The organism is Pseudalkalibacillus hwajinpoensis, assembly GCF_015234585.1.
In the GTDB taxonomy this organism is placed as follows: Bacteria; Bacillota; Bacilli; order Bacillales; family Guptibacillaceae; genus Guptibacillus; species Guptibacillus hwajinpoensis_B.
On the sequence record NZ_JADFCM010000001.1, the window covers coordinates 1058707 to 1073988 of the forward strand.

General features: G+C 32.5%; 20 protein-coding genes. 17 read left to right on the forward strand and 3 right to left on the reverse strand.

Annotated features, from left to right (window positions below):
• Window positions 1-28 precede the first annotated feature (28 nt).
• The 5 genes from IQ283_RS05140 (at window position 29) to IQ283_RS05160 (ending at window position 2944) form a co-directional block, all read left to right on the forward strand.
• Window positions 29-412: a VOC family protein gene (locus IQ283_RS05140; RefSeq protein WP_194219050.1), complete on the forward strand. Its 384-nt coding sequence runs from the start codon at window positions 29-31 to the stop codon at window positions 410-412.
• 70 nt (window positions 413-482) lie between these two features.
• The gene (locus IQ283_RS05145) at window positions 483-1028 is read left to right on the forward strand and encodes a hypothetical protein (protein WP_242057246.1); all 546 of its coding nucleotides are present in this window, start codon (window positions 483-485) and stop codon (window positions 1026-1028) included.
• A 225-nt stretch (window positions 1029-1253) separates the two neighbouring features.
• Complete coding sequence (locus tag IQ283_RS05150) at window positions 1254-1436, forward strand: hypothetical protein (RefSeq protein ID WP_194219051.1); 183 nt, start codon at window positions 1254-1256, stop codon at window positions 1434-1436.
• Window positions 1437-1755: 319 nt separating this feature from the next.
• Window positions 1756-2064 (forward strand): hypothetical protein, encoded by a 309-nt coding sequence (locus tag IQ283_RS05155; protein WP_194219052.1) that lies wholly within the window; start codon window positions 1756-1758, stop codon window positions 2062-2064.
• 415 nt (window positions 2065-2479) lie between these two features.
• Entirely contained in the window at window positions 2480-2944 is a 465-nt protein-coding gene (locus tag IQ283_RS05160; protein ID WP_194219053.1) for a GNAT family N-acetyltransferase, read from the forward strand.
• A gap of 142 nt (window positions 2945-3086) precedes the next feature.
• Here the strand turns inward: IQ283_RS05160 and IQ283_RS05165 are convergent, their stop codons facing one another.
• Window positions 3087-3509: a VOC family protein gene (locus IQ283_RS05165; protein WP_194219054.1), complete on the reverse strand. Its 423-nt coding sequence runs from the start codon at window positions 3507-3509 to the stop codon at window positions 3087-3089.
• A 654-nt stretch (window positions 3510-4163) separates the two neighbouring features.
• Here IQ283_RS05165 and IQ283_RS05170 point away from each other — a divergent pair.
• Window positions 4164-4559: a hypothetical protein gene (locus tag IQ283_RS05170; protein WP_194219055.1), complete on the forward strand. Its 396-nt coding sequence runs from the start codon at window positions 4164-4166 to the stop codon at window positions 4557-4559.
• Between the two features lie 115 nt (window positions 4560-4674).
• Here the strand turns inward: IQ283_RS05170 and IQ283_RS24030 are convergent, their stop codons facing one another.
• Window positions 4675-4854, reverse strand: coding sequence for a hypothetical protein (locus tag IQ283_RS24030; protein ID WP_206759430.1), 180 nt, complete (start codon window positions 4852-4854; stop codon window positions 4675-4677).
• A gap of 1176 nt (window positions 4855-6030) precedes the next feature.
• On the opposite strand from IQ283_RS24030, the gene IQ283_RS05175 reads away from it, so the two are divergent.
• The 11 genes from IQ283_RS05175 to IQ283_RS05225 all read left to right on the forward strand — a co-directional run bounded on the left by IQ283_RS05175 (window position 6031) and on the right by IQ283_RS05225 (window position 14731).
• Window positions 6031-6978, forward strand: coding sequence for an alpha/beta fold hydrolase (locus IQ283_RS05175; protein ID WP_194219056.1), 948 nt, complete (start codon window positions 6031-6033; stop codon window positions 6976-6978).
• A 154-nt stretch (window positions 6979-7132) separates the two neighbouring features.
• The gene (locus IQ283_RS05180) at window positions 7133-7570 is read left to right on the forward strand and encodes a GNAT family N-acetyltransferase (protein ID WP_194219057.1); all 438 of its coding nucleotides are present in this window, start codon (window positions 7133-7135) and stop codon (window positions 7568-7570) included.
• A gap of 86 nt (window positions 7571-7656) precedes the next feature.
• The gene (locus IQ283_RS05185; protein ID WP_194219058.1) at window positions 7657-7842 is read left to right on the forward strand and encodes a hypothetical protein; all 186 of its coding nucleotides are present in this window, start codon (window positions 7657-7659) and stop codon (window positions 7840-7842) included.
• A 606-nt stretch (window positions 7843-8448) separates the two neighbouring features.
• A complete protein-coding gene (locus tag IQ283_RS05190; RefSeq protein WP_194219059.1) occupies window positions 8449-8658 on the forward strand; it encodes a hypothetical protein in 210 nt (69 codons plus the stop codon).
• A gap of 215 nt (window positions 8659-8873) precedes the next feature.
• Window positions 8874-9377, forward strand: coding sequence for a hypothetical protein (locus tag IQ283_RS05195; protein ID WP_194219060.1), 504 nt, complete (start codon window positions 8874-8876; stop codon window positions 9375-9377).
• Between the two features lie 528 nt (window positions 9378-9905).
• Window positions 9906-10718 (forward strand): abortive infection family protein, encoded by an 813-nt coding sequence (locus IQ283_RS24080; protein WP_194219061.1) that lies wholly within the window; start codon window positions 9906-9908, stop codon window positions 10716-10718.
• 377 nt (window positions 10719-11095) lie between these two features.
• A complete protein-coding gene (locus tag IQ283_RS05205; RefSeq protein ID WP_194219062.1) occupies window positions 11096-11545 on the forward strand; it encodes a hypothetical protein in 450 nt (149 codons plus the stop codon).
• A 215-nt stretch (window positions 11546-11760) separates the two neighbouring features.
• Window positions 11761-12786, forward strand: a complete 1026-nt coding sequence (locus tag IQ283_RS05210) for a restriction endonuclease (RefSeq protein ID WP_194219063.1) — start codon at window positions 11761-11763, stop codon at window positions 12784-12786.
• A gap of 325 nt (window positions 12787-13111) precedes the next feature.
• Window positions 13112-13393 (forward strand): AbrB/MazE/SpoVT family DNA-binding domain-containing protein, encoded by a 282-nt coding sequence (locus IQ283_RS05215; RefSeq protein ID WP_194219064.1) that lies wholly within the window; start codon window positions 13112-13114, stop codon window positions 13391-13393.
• Window positions 13394-13434: 41 nt separating this feature from the next.
• Entirely contained in the window at window positions 13435-14184 is a 750-nt protein-coding gene (locus IQ283_RS05220) for a CPBP family glutamic-type intramembrane protease (RefSeq protein ID WP_194219065.1), read from the forward strand.
• A 100-nt stretch (window positions 14185-14284) separates the two neighbouring features.
• Complete coding sequence (locus tag IQ283_RS05225) at window positions 14285-14731, forward strand: hypothetical protein (RefSeq protein WP_194219066.1); 447 nt, start codon at window positions 14285-14287, stop codon at window positions 14729-14731.
• 134 nt (window positions 14732-14865) lie between these two features.
• Here the strand turns inward: IQ283_RS05225 and IQ283_RS05230 are convergent, their stop codons facing one another.
• Entirely contained in the window at window positions 14866-15261 is a 396-nt protein-coding gene (locus IQ283_RS05230; protein WP_194219067.1) for a helix-turn-helix domain-containing protein, read from the reverse strand.
• Window positions 15262-15282 lie beyond the last annotated feature (21 nt).

A 15282-nucleotide genomic window follows, 5' to 3' on the forward strand; every position in this document is an offset into this window, starting at 1 on the left:
TTTAAATATAAATGGAGGCAAGAATATTATGAAAATCATTGTTAATAGTATATTTGTTGAAGATCAAGAGAAAGCACTGGAATTTTATACAAATACTCTAGGGTTTGTAAAAAATCATGACGTTCCTGTAGGGGAATTTAGATGGTTAACTCTTGTATCTCCCGATGAACAAGGTGGTACCGAGCTCTTACTCGAACCCAATGACCACCCTGCAGCCAAAGAGTATCAACATAAGATATTTGCTGATGGTATACCCGCGACAATGTTTGGTGTTGCAGACATTCATAAAGAATACAAACGACTGTTAGACTATGGCGTGAAGTTTACTATGGAACCTACAGAAATGGGCGTAGTAACAATGGCTGTCTTCGACGATACATGTGGCAATCTTATTCAGATAGCCCAGCAGTAGCTTCACGATAAAATAATCTATTTCTTACTATTATAAATATAGTATTGTTTAAAGATTGGGTGGTGGAGAAGTGAATAACCAAATGAAATTGTCATTTGAAAAGTCCAAAACAGGTAATAAAGATGAGCGTTTTGAAGCTTATCAAAACATTTTAAATGAAACCGACCGAAGGGTGGAATGGGCTTATGAAGTCTGGGATCAATTAATAGAGGACCTAACTCATAAAGATAACCACCAACGCTCTCGTGCAGCACAATATTTATCAAATCTAGCTAAAAGTGATCCAGAGATGAGAATTATGAATGACTTTCCTAAGCTATGGGAGGTAACAAATGATAAAAAGTTTGTTACAGCTAGGCATAGCCTTCAATCTATTTGGAAAGTGGCGATTGCTGGTAAACCCCAAATGGATATGGTTATGGAATATATGGTTAACCGTTTTAAAAATGGAACAGATGAAAAAAATTTCACTCTAATTCGTAACGACATCCTTCAGAATATGAAAAATATTTATGACTACTATAATGATGAAGCAATAAAACACACCGCATTAGAATTAATAAATACTGTGGAAGAAAAAAAGTACAAAAAAAAATATATGGATATATGGAAGTAGTGTTATCATTTCAAGAATATGGCTGAAGACATAATCGTCTTCAGCCATTAAGTATTTTTTATGTAAATCATAATTCAAGAGCCAAGGAATCAAGCATGACCATAGGGAAATTTTAAGTACAAAATAATGTTTTCCGTTTTTTTATTAGAACATTGTTAGTTGTGAATGGGGCGATTATTCAAAAAGTATAGTCGCCATTTCTTAAGAATTGGGGAGGGTAATAAAATGAAATTCGGTAGAGTAATATTTGATTTTCATAGAACGCTAAATGAAAAGGTAGAATCTATAACTCCTGCTTTAAGAAAATTTGACGAATTTTTTAGAAGTGTTAATTTTGAGGCATTAACAGAAAATATGAATATAGCACTTGAAAGTTTTGAAAAAGGTGTTTGTAAATACAAAAGCTAATAGTGAAATTAGTATACCCCCCTGATGAAAATTTGCAGGCTATTTTAACAATAGATATTTATAATGACTATTTAGAAAATGGGGAGGACTATATAAGAGAAAAAATTGATGGTTAAATGATATCTCATTATGACGATAATGAGATAAGTAATATATTGTTAAGATGGGAAGAAAACGAACTATTAAAACCGAGACTACCAATACTTAGAGACGGCATGAAATGCCATAAACAACTAATGTACACTGCTTCAATACCCACAATTCTTCCACAGTTAGAAGGTACTGTTGCTAGTGGATTCAATCATTTAGATTATATTTTATGAAACAGCATCAATTAAAGAAGTACCTAGAGGAAGCCTTACTACGTGATGAGAAGGATCTATCTTTTGATGATGCATTACACAATTACTACACTACCATTATTTTAAAAAGTTTTGGCCACAACCAACACATTGAAGTACAACCAAGTAGACATGCAATATTGCATGGTGGGGACTATAATTACGCTACAAAAACTAACTCAATTAAAATAATACTTATGATGGATTATTTGGCTGAAGTAATGGAGAACATTTATCAAGAAAAAACAAGAAAAGTAAGTGCGGAAGATGAAGAAAGAAGGAATTAATAATGTCCCTGATTGTTTGGGGGACGGAAATTCTCTGTAAGTTATGGTTACCAGGAGCTTTCAGTTTTTATTCTCGTGCTCTTATTTAGGTTTTGGTTCAAAACTAACTTTAACAAAAGGTTTATTGAATAAAAAATCTAAAAATCATTAAAACCGCATTATTCTTAGGGGAAGACCATTAATATTTCGAATTCAAATGTTCCGTTAAAATCGGAGCTTTAATAGATCAATACTTACAAAGTCCATAAAGGAGGAATGAAGATGATTCGAGGCTTTCGGTGTGTGCCATGGTCATGGGTGAACAGATTGTCTAATCATGAGATTAACGTAAAACTTAATCATTTAAAAATTGATCTGTTTTCTACTCAACTACTATGTAAACAAAGAATGCAGCCCTATAGAATGGAGAGATAACGTGATTAAGTTAAGTAAGGTTAATGAAGTGGAATTCAAGGAGTATTTGGATTTTATGATTCCTGATCATGCTAATGAAATTACAAAAAACTTCAATTTAACAATTGAGCAAGCTTTAGAGGAATCAGAAATGATGATCAACGATATGTTTAAGGATGGCTTAGCCACTGAGGGACAATGTCTCTATAATATTATAAAAGCTAACTCAAATGAAAAAGTGGGACTTCTTTGGTACAGTGTCATTCCAGAAATTAATTCAGCCTACTTGTATCACATTTTAATTGATGAACATCATAGAGGAAAAGGATTTGGAACTAAGACTATTGAGATGCTACAAGACAAGCTTAGAGAACGTGGTGTGAATTCAATAGGATTAAGTGTGTTTGGGAAGAATGATGGAGCTTATAGATTGTACAAGAAAATGGGATATTCAAATACGAGAATATCAATGGAGAAAACTCTTTAAGACCTAATTAATTTAGAGTAAGCCATCTGTTATGAAAGTTCTTTTGTCATGAGAAAGATCTTGATTTATTCCATAAAAATTGGAGCTTTAATGGAGGAGAACCATTATGATTAGTGAGCAGACTGGCTGTCTGCTCTGGAGATTACTCTACTTCATCCCATTCTGGGTTCCATACAATCTCCCACAAGTGACCATCTGGATCTTGGAAGTGACCAGAGTAACCTCCCCAGAATGTATCGTGAGCAGGGTCAGTAATTAAAGCACCTGCATTTTTAGCTTTGTCCATAACCATATCCACTTCGGCTTTACTATTTACATTGTGGCCGAGAGTAAACTCAGTAGGACTTGGACTATGAACGTCTACCTTGGTTTCATGTGCAATATCTTTGCGATTCCAGATAGCGAGTTTTAGACCTAGTTGTAAATCAAAGAAAGCTACAGCACCATGGTCGAACTCTTCACCAACTATTCCATCAGTTGGAAACCCTAGTCCATCTCGATAAAAGTGTAACGATTCTTTTAGGTTATCTACACCAATGGTGATTACAGACACTCTGGGCTTCATAAATTCACCTCCTATTAATTATGAACTGATTCTATCACACTGATTTGAATTTATCTAAATCTTATCAAGAAGTTTAAATGTAAAATATCTTGACATTGAATCTTCAACAATCTCGGAGCTTATCTGTAATAAGATAGGCTTCTTTTTAATTAAATGGCTATGTTAAAGTTTAATGTGATACTTAACAAAAAATAGGAACTTCCATTTTTGTGGAAGTTCCTCTGTGGTATATTTTGCTTGTTAACTAAAGCAATAGGTTAATTAAGTTGGATATCATTTTCTCTCAATCACTGAAGATATCCTTCATTTCATTTTTTTCTTTTTTTAATCGTTGAAAATGCCTTTCTATCCGTCTTGCTATAAAAGGCAGAAATATAACTATTAACATAAGCCAAAGCATAAAAGTCCACCTTTATTTAAGAATTTCCCAGTCAAACTCCCCTAATCCTTCCGTTCGAGGAAAAAAGAAATGTTAGATATTGAACTTACTTAATCTAAGTGTATCATAAGTTTTTGTACGAAATTTACCATCTTCCAGTATCTCGGAGCATATCTCAAAATAGATATGTTCTTTTTTTTGTATAAGAGATGGATTTATCAGAACTATTTTGAAATAATTGGTATTGGAAGAATGAATAAATGGAGGGATATATTTTGAAAGTTGAATTTACAGGTCATGAATTAAACCCAGGACACGACATGAAGAAATTATCGATAATGACGGCACAATGCCTAGTAGAGGAAATGCAAGATGGAGTCGAGGAGCAGAGAAAGATTCAAATCACTACATCAAATTCCTTAATCATTGCAGATAAACTAAATACCGCAGAGCCAAATGAGAGCAAGATGACGTTACTTGATAAGGCGCTATTGAAATCTGAGGATACTATGTTCCCTTTAATAAATGAAGGCAGCGTGACAAACTTTAACGGGATGCTTGTTTTGAGTAATGTAAAGATTGTCCCATTTGCTAACCCTGACAATGTCATTGAGTATGATAGTTATGCTCTTTATACTGATCATATTATGGGGTTCGGTCTAACAGAGTAGTGGAAGAAGAAGTTTTGTTTTACTTCTTCCAAAAAATCGGAGCGATTACCTAATAAAAAGTAAACACTCTATGTAAATTTAGACAGAGTACTCGAAAGGGTTGTGTACTCTTCAATCATTTCTTATTATACTTTTTATTTGTGTAAAATACCTGCCAATAACTCCCTAAAGTAGTAGTCGTAAATATTAAAACTTTAAATGAAGAGCTGAAGTCCAAAAATTGATCAAACACCATAAGTAATAAGTAAACCATAATAGGCACTCCTATTATTTTTAAAACCAACATTCCATTCATAGTATCACTCCTATATACGATTCTTACCTTTTAGGTAAAAAACCCAAACTTGATGTGATTCCAAATTTGAACTTTTTATTGAATCTTAAATCTTATTTGACTGCAAAATGAATTATCTTGATTTCGAGTCTTCTACATAATTTCGGAGCTTATCTGTAATAAGATGGGCTCTTTTTTTGGGAAAAAGATGGATTTATTAGCATCGTTTTGAAATAATTGGTATAAAGTATGTTAACTAAGATTAGATGCTAAAAAAACTACTGTATTGCTTTAGGAGGACTTTTATTTGAATACCAAAAAACTAGATTTGATTATCTTATTAACCCTTACCGTTGCAGTTCCGGTGTGTACAATTCTACCGTACCTTGAAATAATTCCTAACTTTTTACTATTCTTCATCTTGCCGGTTGGAATTATCTTTTGCCTCATAGGAGTAATGGCTTCTGTTCTAAGGATACAAACCAGTGGTTGGAAACAATCATAACTAATATCAATGTCCCTTAAACTCGGAGCGATGCCGTAAGGAGGAATATAATGTTTAAGACTAAAAAAATGAACTTAATTTATGGTTTATTGTTAATAATCTTATCACTAAGATCACTAGGATATATTTTAAAAGCTGAATATGGTTTGTTAGGTTTACATATTATCGTTTTTTCTTTATGTCTACCTGGAGGTATTTATTACATCTATTTAACTTTATTAAATAAAGAACGAAATTCGTAATCTCGGAGCTTATCTGTAACAAGATAGGCTCCTTTTATTTGAAATTAAGGGTTGAGTTGTTGGCATTATTTTGAAATAATTGGTATTAAGAAGGTTGCAGGATTATGTAATTTGGATTCGGAGGTTATTATTATCAATGCAATTAGAGAGCTCTTTTCTTCTAAGTGGTTTGGTTATCCTTTGATTTTTGGATTGCTTTTTGGGGAGTATTCACAATATGGGGTGATTAAGATCGTTTTATCTACTATTCTGGTCGCATTAATAATTTCTATGTTGGCCTACAATTATAAGCACAACAGCTTATATAATTTAGTTAAGAAAAAATTCTAAGTAGATAGTTGTAATCTTAAGAAGTAATAACCGTTTTCATATTCAACAATCTCGGAGCGATTGCGGTAAAGGTTAATCGCTCTCCTCCTCTTTTTACTAATCATAATAGGGAAGTATTTAATGACGTTCAAAATTCTTCATTTCTATTTCCTGCATTTAATTAAACTCAAGGTAGGTATCGATATGAGCATAGTTGATGGTGAGTATAAAATCGCTATTAATGGTATTAACCATTGGATAAAAATTGATGGAGCAAATAATAATACAATACCATTAATTCTTGTACACGGTGGACCAGGAGGAAATCATTATTCATTCGAACGAATAGTTGGACCGTTACTCTCGAAAAGTAGAACCATTGTTTATTATGAGCAACGGGGATGTGGCAGAAGTGATGCACCAAGCTCTCTAAGTGAATATACGATCGACTATTTAGTAGAAGATTTTAAAGGTTTACTAAAATGGTTAGGAACCAGAAAAGTGGATTTGTTAGGGTATTCTTTCGGAGGAGAACTCGCTCTGGAATTTGCTTACGCATTTAAAGATGAAATTAATAAAGTTGTTTTATCAGCTCCAAGTTTATTAGAGACTGATATACAAAAAATGGTCCAAATAGCGGGTATCCTTTCTGTAGCCGATGAAACAGTTTATAGCATTTTTAAAAGTTTTCAAGATAAAGGACTTACTGTTGATGAAACATACAATAAGCTGTGGGATGTTATTGATAGTAGAACAGTCGATTTATTATTGTTTGAAAATCAGGAAATAGCTCAATTGAATCGTAATTTGTGGGAAGAAAGCAAACTAATTAATTCCGGTTTGATGTTAGAAGCTTTAACTACAAACCCGTCGCCGTCTCCATTAATACATCGTTTGAAAGAAATACCAAACCAAACTTTACTCATTACAGGGATTTTTGATCGTAATACTGGTCTGAGTATATCTAAGATCATACATAGTAAGTTAAAGTGCAGTCAGTGGGAGTTATTTAATAAAAGTGCACATTTTCCTGATTTAGAAGAAACCAATAAATTCGTGAACTCTGTCATAAACTTTTTAGATACTTAGATATTCAATCTTCCACAATCTCGGAGCTTATCTGTAATAGGTAGGCTCTTTTCTGTAGAAAAAGGATGGATTTATTAGAATTATTTTGAAATAATTGGTATATTGAGCGGTGAATTTGAAAAAACGTCCTATATTGGAAGGGGTGAGTTGATAAGTGGACATAAGAAAACCAAGTGAGGTAGAAATTGAAAAGATAATAGCACTTTCTCCACAGGCTATATTTGAGGGAACTTTAGGTGAATCTGAACCAACGATTGAAAAAGCAAAACAACTAGTAGAATCTCTTTTGAAAAAGGGAAGTTATTATTTAATATCAACTGAAAATGATGTAATAACGGGTTGGATTCTTTTAGGAGGAAGTAAAGACCAGTTTTCAGATATAAAACTAGGATTTATTTATGAATTATTTGTGATAGAGGAATGCAGAGGTAAAGGTATTTCAAAACAATTGATTAGAACTGGTGTTGAACAATTGAAACAAGAAGGATACTCCGAAATTCGTTTAAGCGCTTTTGATGGAAATCAAGCAATTAAGATATATGAAAATCTAGGCTTTAAAAACAGAACAATTTCTATGAGTATTTCATTATAGATAATACTCTTCCATTATCTCGGAGCGCTGGTTCAATATTATGATACATAATTTTAGGAATATAAATATAAGAAGGAGATCTTCTAATGAATAAACGAATTAAAGAGGGTATTATCTCTGCACTCGTTTTTGCAGTCGTTGCTATTCTCTTTGGATATTTCATATACGGAGAAATAAAATGGACAGTCGTAATAGGACTAATGATAGGCGGTTTTATTTCTTGGTACTTTATTATTCCTAAGATAAGTAAGCAAGGGGATGGAGAAAAATAGTGTATATATCTTGTTTTCGAGTCTTCCGCAAACTCGGAGCAATTCTGTAATATCATACATAACACCGCAAACGTTGAAGAACCATCTTCATTGAACGGGCGTAATTCCGCACTCAGGAATTACGTCTTTTCTTTCAAGATAACGTTGAGTAAGTGGTTGAGTTTTGAAATAATTGGATTTATCCAATAGGTCATATTAGTTAAAGACTCAGTTGCGAGATAGTTTGAATTGTGAAACGAATTTTTCATTCAAACGTATTTAAAAGGTGAAGGTAATAAGTTACTAAATTAGAATTTATCGAGAGGATGGATACTTATTATTGGCGATAAGTTTACTTGCAAAAATTGTGGAAGAGAAGTTGAAAAAGATGAGAAGATGGCAATTATTGTTACACCAAAAAATGCAAATGGATGGGCTCTTTTAAAAGCCTGGGGTCCTGAACAAATTATATATTGTTCAAGATGCTTTAGTGAATTGGAATAAATATAGGTAACTGTTTCTGCGAGAGTCTTGAAAACAAGAGTTAAACGAAACGGGTGTTTGTGCAATAAAAAGCAAGCGTCCAATGTAGGATTGTGAAGTTATGCTTATTGAAAGGATTAGTTTATGAAAAGTAAGGATTACAGCAAACGAAATATCATTCAGTGGATTGCATTTGGGATTGTAATGTTTTCTATGGTTTTAAGAGTAGTTTTATTTCTATCAGGAATAGCCCGGGAATTAGAATACAGTACAATTAATGCCATAACTTGGACAGGGCTTACGATTGGTATTATTTTATTATTGGTTTCTTACTTGTTTCCAAAAGAGACCTAAACTATCACTACGTTTTTCAACTAAATCGGAGCAAGAATTGAATATTGAGAAGGTAGGCCATAATTCAATTTAAGGAGCATAAATGGTCATTAGATTTATAAGAGTTATAAGTATTTTTTTCGTTCTTTACTTCGTATCAGCTTGGGCTTTACATAGAAAAGACATCAATTCATTTAAGAGAGTATAATGATATGTATTAAAATAAGGAGTTAAAAATGGATATATTCAAATTATTTGAAATTTGGGTTAATCATCCAAAAGAAGGAAGTGGTAGAAGTAACTTAGACTATACAGATGAATGTTGGAAAGAGTTATTACAAGATATTCGTAATTGGAAGAACAGTGAAATTAGATATGAAAATGAGGTTGCAAAATACCTACTATATACAGGGGAAATAAGAAGAATTCATTTAGGCCATGATGAAGTGAATTATAATAATCATTATGTTTCATGGACATCAGCTGAAAAATTAGAAGATATATATTGGTTCAATACAAGAAGTGCTCATACAATAATTACAGCAGAAGCAACAAAAGATAATCCAGGAATTAGTGTTAAAGGATTTATAGATGTTGTGAAACTTGAAATTAAGAATTTCGAATTAAACTCACCGGCTATCAGAGCGGAACAAGAAGTGATTTTCCCTTTACAAGAAAAATCAATATTAAGCATTGAAAAAATAAAAAAAGAGATGGGAAATGACATTAAACCCCTATGAACAGAAGGATTTTTTGACGTTTTTAATTTTTTAATCATATGTAAATGAGTAAGAGAAAAAACCACTATTTATCTATTGGATAGTACAACGATAAAGTTCAATTGGCATGTGATTAAAGTGCTTGACCCTGAGGGGCAGGCACTTTTCTCTTAGAAAGAGAAACATTTATTTCTAAAGCTAAAAATAATTCTTTAAAAGACAACGATCTAATTTAAAATGACACTTCATTCATTGAAGGAACCGTTGGCGAATGGTTCATTTAATTGAGTTCTCCTTTCTAATAACAACCAAAAGAAGAAAAATTAGTGAAAATAATAGTGAAAGTTCCGTCCGCAAGGTATTGGAAAAGTAGTCAACAAACCCAATCTAAAAGTGTTGGCTCAAGCATTAATGGATTTTATCATGAAAAATGACACTAGAACATTCCACAAAACTTGGAGTGCCTTTTTATTGTAAAATAGTAGCCTAATTTGTTTCTTTTTGTAATAATTGGAATAATGACATTGGTAGAGATTGGAGTATTGATAATTGATAAGCAAACGGACAATCCACACTTTTTACGACTTATTAACCGGCTATGGAACACTCGCAACCATTCAAAAGCTCTTTGAATGTGAATATATTTTTGAAACTGAAAATCATGTCTCCACTTTAAATGGGCAAAGACGTTCACTTGCTGACTCTTATGTTGCTTCACTTGATTTAAAAAATCCTAGTGACTTACGGAAATTGTTAAACGTAATAGAAATGTTTTATCTCGAAAATGAAGAAAGTGAACACTTCCAAAATGATACAACTTGGAAGCAATTTGTAAAGTTGTTGGAACGTGACGGTTATGCTTTTGTAAATGGCAAGGTTCAATATGAAAACACTACATATATCCCACAAGAGCTTGAGAATTTCACTGTGGAATATAATATTGAACATGTTGAAAATGATTGGAATAGAGCTTTAAGTCAAGCAAAGACTGATCCAGAAGACGCAATCACTGCAACCAGAGCAATGGTTGAAAGTACATTGAAATGGATACTTGACGACATTGGTGAAGAATATAAAGAAACGGACAATTTGAGCCAATTATACAAGAAGGTTGCTCAATTGCTAAACTTGTCTCCAGACCAACATGGAGCAGAGATTTTCAAGCAAATACTAGGTTCAATAAATGGAGTTGTAACTGGACTGGGAGCTTTGAGAAATGCTTATGGAGACTCACACGGCAAAGGAAAAGTATATTATAAACCAAGCGAACGACACGCAAAATTTGCAATTAATTTAAGTGGAACACTTTGCATTTATCTTTTGGAAACATACATGGTTAGTAGAAAGGCTCCTTCGATTTAAATGAGCAAAATAAGGTGGGGAATTTATGCCAGCAAAAGACGAGCATTTAGCTCTTAGTTCTGGAATTGGACACTAGTAGGATTGGCTGTTTCAAATTTTGGAGATTATAGTTCACAAGCATTTTCTTATTTCTGCAATCTAAATGTACTGATCATGTCTTTATGTTCCTACAATTTCTTTCGTTATTATTCTATTCAAACTAACCTGCTTCTTTAGTTATAACATCCAAAATAATTACTGGTAAGAATACTGAGGGTTACCTAAAAAATCAGATTGCTTAAATAAGAAGTCAAGCAGATCTTAAATATCAAGCAGGGATGTTGTCACTTCAAGAAGAATATTCTAATTTGAGCTTTTAATAAGGGGGAGAAATCTAATTGGCCAATGAAAAAAATTTAATGAAGATTAATAAGGTTTTGGATAAACTTGGTGTAGAAGACGCTAAAGAAATAGTTGATATCGAAAAGTTCGAAGGATTAATAGAGAATTTATCTAAGCTACCTGCGGAAGCTTTAGAAAGTTTGGTTAGTAAAATTCCAAACTTTACGGAGCTATCTAAGATGTATCTCGATAATTTAAATCATTCATATGATAAATTAATGGAGGATCTAATAGAGGAAAAAAAGAATCTTTATACGATGTTACAAAAAGAAGATTTGTCGGATAGTGACAAGGCTTGGATGATGAGTGAAATTAAGGACATAAGAAGGACTATGCTTATAAAGGATACATTATATAATATTCAAAATAATAAAGTATTTAAAGTAGGTGCAACAGCTCTTTCTATTGCAGTGGTAGCAGTTGCAGGTAATAAGATGAAGAAATAAATATCCAAAAACGCTCAATAGAGTGTTTTTTTATTTTGGAGAAAACAGGAATGTTAAATACATTAAAGAGATTACTAATTAAAATTTATTAGCTTCAATATCAACATTAGCTTTAACATAGCCAAAAATAAGAACTACTGTAAAACGAAAAGGGAGAAATACATTAATGAATTTGTGATAAAATGGAAAATAACGATTGGAAGGAGAGGAAATGAATGAGTGTATGGTTGTTCCGTGCCGGGAGGCATGGAGAGTACGAAAATAAGTTTTTGCAGGATAAGCGAGTGTATTTAACCTGGGATGATTTAAATACAGATTTATCGACGATCAACGAAAAGGAAGAACTTTATCAGACACTCATAACGCTATATAACCTTGAAAAAGAAAAAACGGCGGTTAACTGGGCTTCACAAATCTGGCCAATTGCTCACCGTATGAAAATTGGAGACTGGGTTGTTCTCCCCTCAAAGATGAACAGAACGATACATATTGGAGAGATTACTAGTGAGTATAAATACGAAGAGTCAAATGGAAGCCCTTATTACCACTATCGTGATGTGAAGTGGTTTGCGACGGATATTCCGCGGGATTCCTTTGAACAAGACTTGCTGTATTCATTTGGTGCCTTTATGACAGTTTGTAAAATCAGACGAAACGATGCAGAGAAAAGAATACGTGAGATGTATCGAAACAACTGGAGTGTCAAAAAAGATAAAACGATTGCAGATCTGGTTGACGAAAATGAAGAACAGGTTACTTTTGATTTAGATGAGTATATTTATGACCAGATATCTAAGCGTATAATTCAGCGATTTAAAGGTCACAACATGGAGACGTTAATAGAAGAATTGCTTAAGGCTAAGGGATTTACCACTTATCGAAGCCCGGAAGGTGCAGACCATGGTGTTGATATCTTAGCAGCCTCTGATACGCTCGGGTTCGGCCATCCAAGAATTTGTGTACAGGTGAAAACATCAGATACACCACTTGACCGACCTACATTAGACCAGTTAATTGGTACGATGAGTAACTTTAGTGCAGATTTTGGTTTACTGGTTTCATGGAGTGGCTTTAAAAATTCTGTGATGAGAGAAGTCCCAAAGCAATTCTTTAAAGTACGCTTATGGGATTCGAAAACAGTAATTAATGAGATTTTCAAAAATTATCAGCATTTAAGTGACGAAATTAAAAAGGAGATTCCCATCAAGAGAGTCTGGATGTTAGATGAGGACGATGGTTAAAAATAAAATAGATTTGAAGTTTAATTGTGAATATTAAACCTTTGAAAAAGTATACCATCATTTGGGTTAAGGCGGTAATATATGCAAAGTAAATTCTCCGTATAAGAATAGTAATCAGGTTATCGATAACAAGGTCATCCAAGCAGTATGCTTAATTCATATTATATATGTGGAACATAAGCTATTATTCCCTAAATTTATGAGCGATTCTTGTATTTATTCCATAAAAGTCGGACAATATCGCTGAATAAAGCAGAAGTTTTTAGTCAATTTTCAGATATATAATTTATTTGAGAGTCTAGATTGGAGAGGAAAGAATAGAAGTATGAAATCTACTGGTATAGTAAGAAAAGTTGATGAGTTAGGACGAATTGTCGTACCGATTGAACTAAGAAGAATGTTAGATGTGAAAGAAAAAGATCCACTTGAAATTTTCGTTAATGAGGATCAAATTATACTGCAAAAATACAGTTCTAAATTGGCATGTGTCATCACTGGAGAAATTAGTGAAAATAATAAAACGTATGGAAATGGATCAGTTGTTTTAAGTACTGAAGGAGCAAAAATACTGTTAAATGAGATTCAATCCTCTTTAAGTGAGGAGTAAAAGAAAGGTGAACCTGTCTCTATTTTTAGAGGAGGAGAATTTTGAATCACTTTAAAATATTTTTCAAAAACTTAGGCTTCATAGTGCTGTTTTTCACACTAATATTTCTTTTATTTCTATTGGATAGTCTATTGAAACTGGGAGTGACTAGCCAAGGCTTTGATATCTATCTAGTTTTGATTATATTCTTAATGCTCTTGATTGGTTTCCCATCATTAAGAAAGGATTTTTTTTATCACTTCTCCTCTGTAAAAAATTATGGTCTTTCTTACATCTATATTTCAATTTGTATTAGTGCTGTCTTAGCCATGGTTATGAATGTAATAAGATATATTCCTTTTTGGATTACGGGAGAAGACCTTATAGGAGTAGGGTCAAAACAACTCACTTCATTTGAAGGTTTTTCAATTGTTGGGAGATATATCTTAACAGTCATAGTTGGCCCTTTTAATGAGGAGTTTTTGTTTAGATATTTATCATACGGAGGTCTCTTTTTGTTGATAAAGCAGCTTCCTGATCACCCATGGTTAAGGTGGATTCATAACATATCAGATCATCTTTTTGTTAAGAAGACTAAAATATATATAATTTTTTGGGTATTGTTAACGAGCACGTGGTTCTCACTGGTTCACGGTCCGAACTTATTGAATTTTTTCTTTTATTTCTTTTCAGGCGTGGTATATGGAGTCTTGTTTTTGAAATATGGTTTATTATCATCATGGACAGCACACGGCTCATTTAATTTGTTTTCAAATATTATGGGATGGTTGTTAAGATTGATAAGTAGATAGAAGTTAACTACGTGCTAGAATACTCAATATTAAAGTTATATATTTTGAAAGAGAGTCTCCTGTGATACAATTCAACAATAATATTTAGGAGTTGAATTGAATGCACAGTGAAACAGTAATTAAAAATGTAATTAATTCATTATCGAATTATTATAAAAAACAAGAATCTTTCAAAAGAGTATTCTCTAATGAGCCAATAATGGAGAAAGTAAGCGAAACATTTGAAACAGAAATTTTCGATTTAATAGATTCAGTATTGGATATGTTAGATCTTCCAGAAAATCATGAAATTGATAGGGAATATAAATATCCTAATCATGTAAGTAAAGATAAAATAAATCTAGTTTTAGAAGCTCAAAAGAGTGACAACGGTGAGAGTTCTAATTGGTCAAGAAAGGTTTGCACCAATTTGATTATAGAGGCTGCAAAAAATAAAAAATATTTAGAAGCAGCTGTAGAATTAATTTCAAAACGGGAGCGTTTAAGTGATTACACCAAAAATGTTGAAAACCAAATCTTTTTTAATTACGTAGATTTTCTAGATTAAAGCTATTACTGAAAAAGACATTCCCTTTTTGTTACATAAACCATTAAAGATAGTAAATAGACCCTTTCAGTATTATTTTAAATACTGAAAGGGTCTATTTTATTTGAAAAGAAAATAGCTTTAATATTACTTCATTAATCGTTTTCTTTAGCTTGTTGAACTAAATAATTAAAATAATTTATTAATTCTCGAATTTGTTCAGGTTTTAATGTTTCCCACTTTTTGATATCAAAGAAGCTCATACCATTCACATTATGTTTGTTCAATAGATCTAAGATTTCATTTACAGGGCTTTCTTGGTTAGTACCATACTGTGGTTTTATTTCTCCTAAATATAAATCCGCTTTATTTCCAAGCAGGTCATCTATAGTTGTATTAAAATAATTAGCCATCTTTATTAGGAGTTGAATATCCGGTTCAACATGATCATTTTCATAGTGAGAATATCTTGCCCTGGATATTCCTAGAGCATAAGCAACTTCATTTTGAGTCTTTGATCCTCTCAATAATTTTAAACGTTTACTTAACAAGGTTTTCACACCCCTTCTATC

Excerpts from the sequence above, each read along its gene's own strand:
- IQ283_RS05140 (WP_194219050.1), top strand. The coding sequence starts at position 29 with ATGAAAATCATTGTTAATAGTATATTTGTTGAAGATCAAGAGAAAGCA.
- IQ283_RS05150 (WP_194219051.1), top strand. The coding sequence starts at position 1,254 with ATGAAATTCGGTAGAGTAATATTTGATTTTCATAGAACGCTAAATGAA.
- IQ283_RS05155 (WP_194219052.1), top strand. The coding sequence starts at position 1,756 with ATGAAACAGCATCAATTAAAGAAGTACCTAGAGGAAGCCTTACTACGT.
- IQ283_RS05165 (WP_194219054.1), bottom strand. The coding sequence starts at position 3,509 with ATGAAGCCCAGAGTGTCTGTAATCACCATTGGTGTAGATAACCTAAAA.
- IQ283_RS24030 (WP_206759430.1), bottom strand. The coding sequence starts at position 4,854 with ATGAATGGAATGTTGGTTTTAAAAATAATAGGAGTGCCTATTATGGTT.
- IQ283_RS05175 (WP_194219056.1), top strand. The coding sequence starts at position 6,031 with ATGACGTTCAAAATTCTTCATTTCTATTTCCTGCATTTAATTAAACTC.
- IQ283_RS05185 (WP_194219058.1), top strand. The coding sequence starts at position 7,657 with ATGAATAAACGAATTAAAGAGGGTATTATCTCTGCACTCGTTTTTGCA.
- IQ283_RS05190 (WP_194219059.1), top strand. The coding sequence starts at position 8,449 with ATGAAAAGTAAGGATTACAGCAAACGAAATATCATTCAGTGGATTGCA.
- IQ283_RS05195 (WP_194219060.1), top strand. The coding sequence starts at position 8,874 with ATGGATATATTCAAATTATTTGAAATTTGGGTTAATCATCCAAAAGAA.
- IQ283_RS05210 (WP_194219063.1), top strand. The coding sequence starts at position 11,761 with ATGAGTGTATGGTTGTTCCGTGCCGGGAGGCATGGAGAGTACGAAAAT.
- IQ283_RS05215 (WP_194219064.1), top strand. The coding sequence starts at position 13,112 with ATGAAATCTACTGGTATAGTAAGAAAAGTTGATGAGTTAGGACGAATT.
- IQ283_RS05225 (WP_194219066.1), top strand. The coding sequence starts at position 14,285 with ATGCACAGTGAAACAGTAATTAAAAATGTAATTAATTCATTATCGAAT.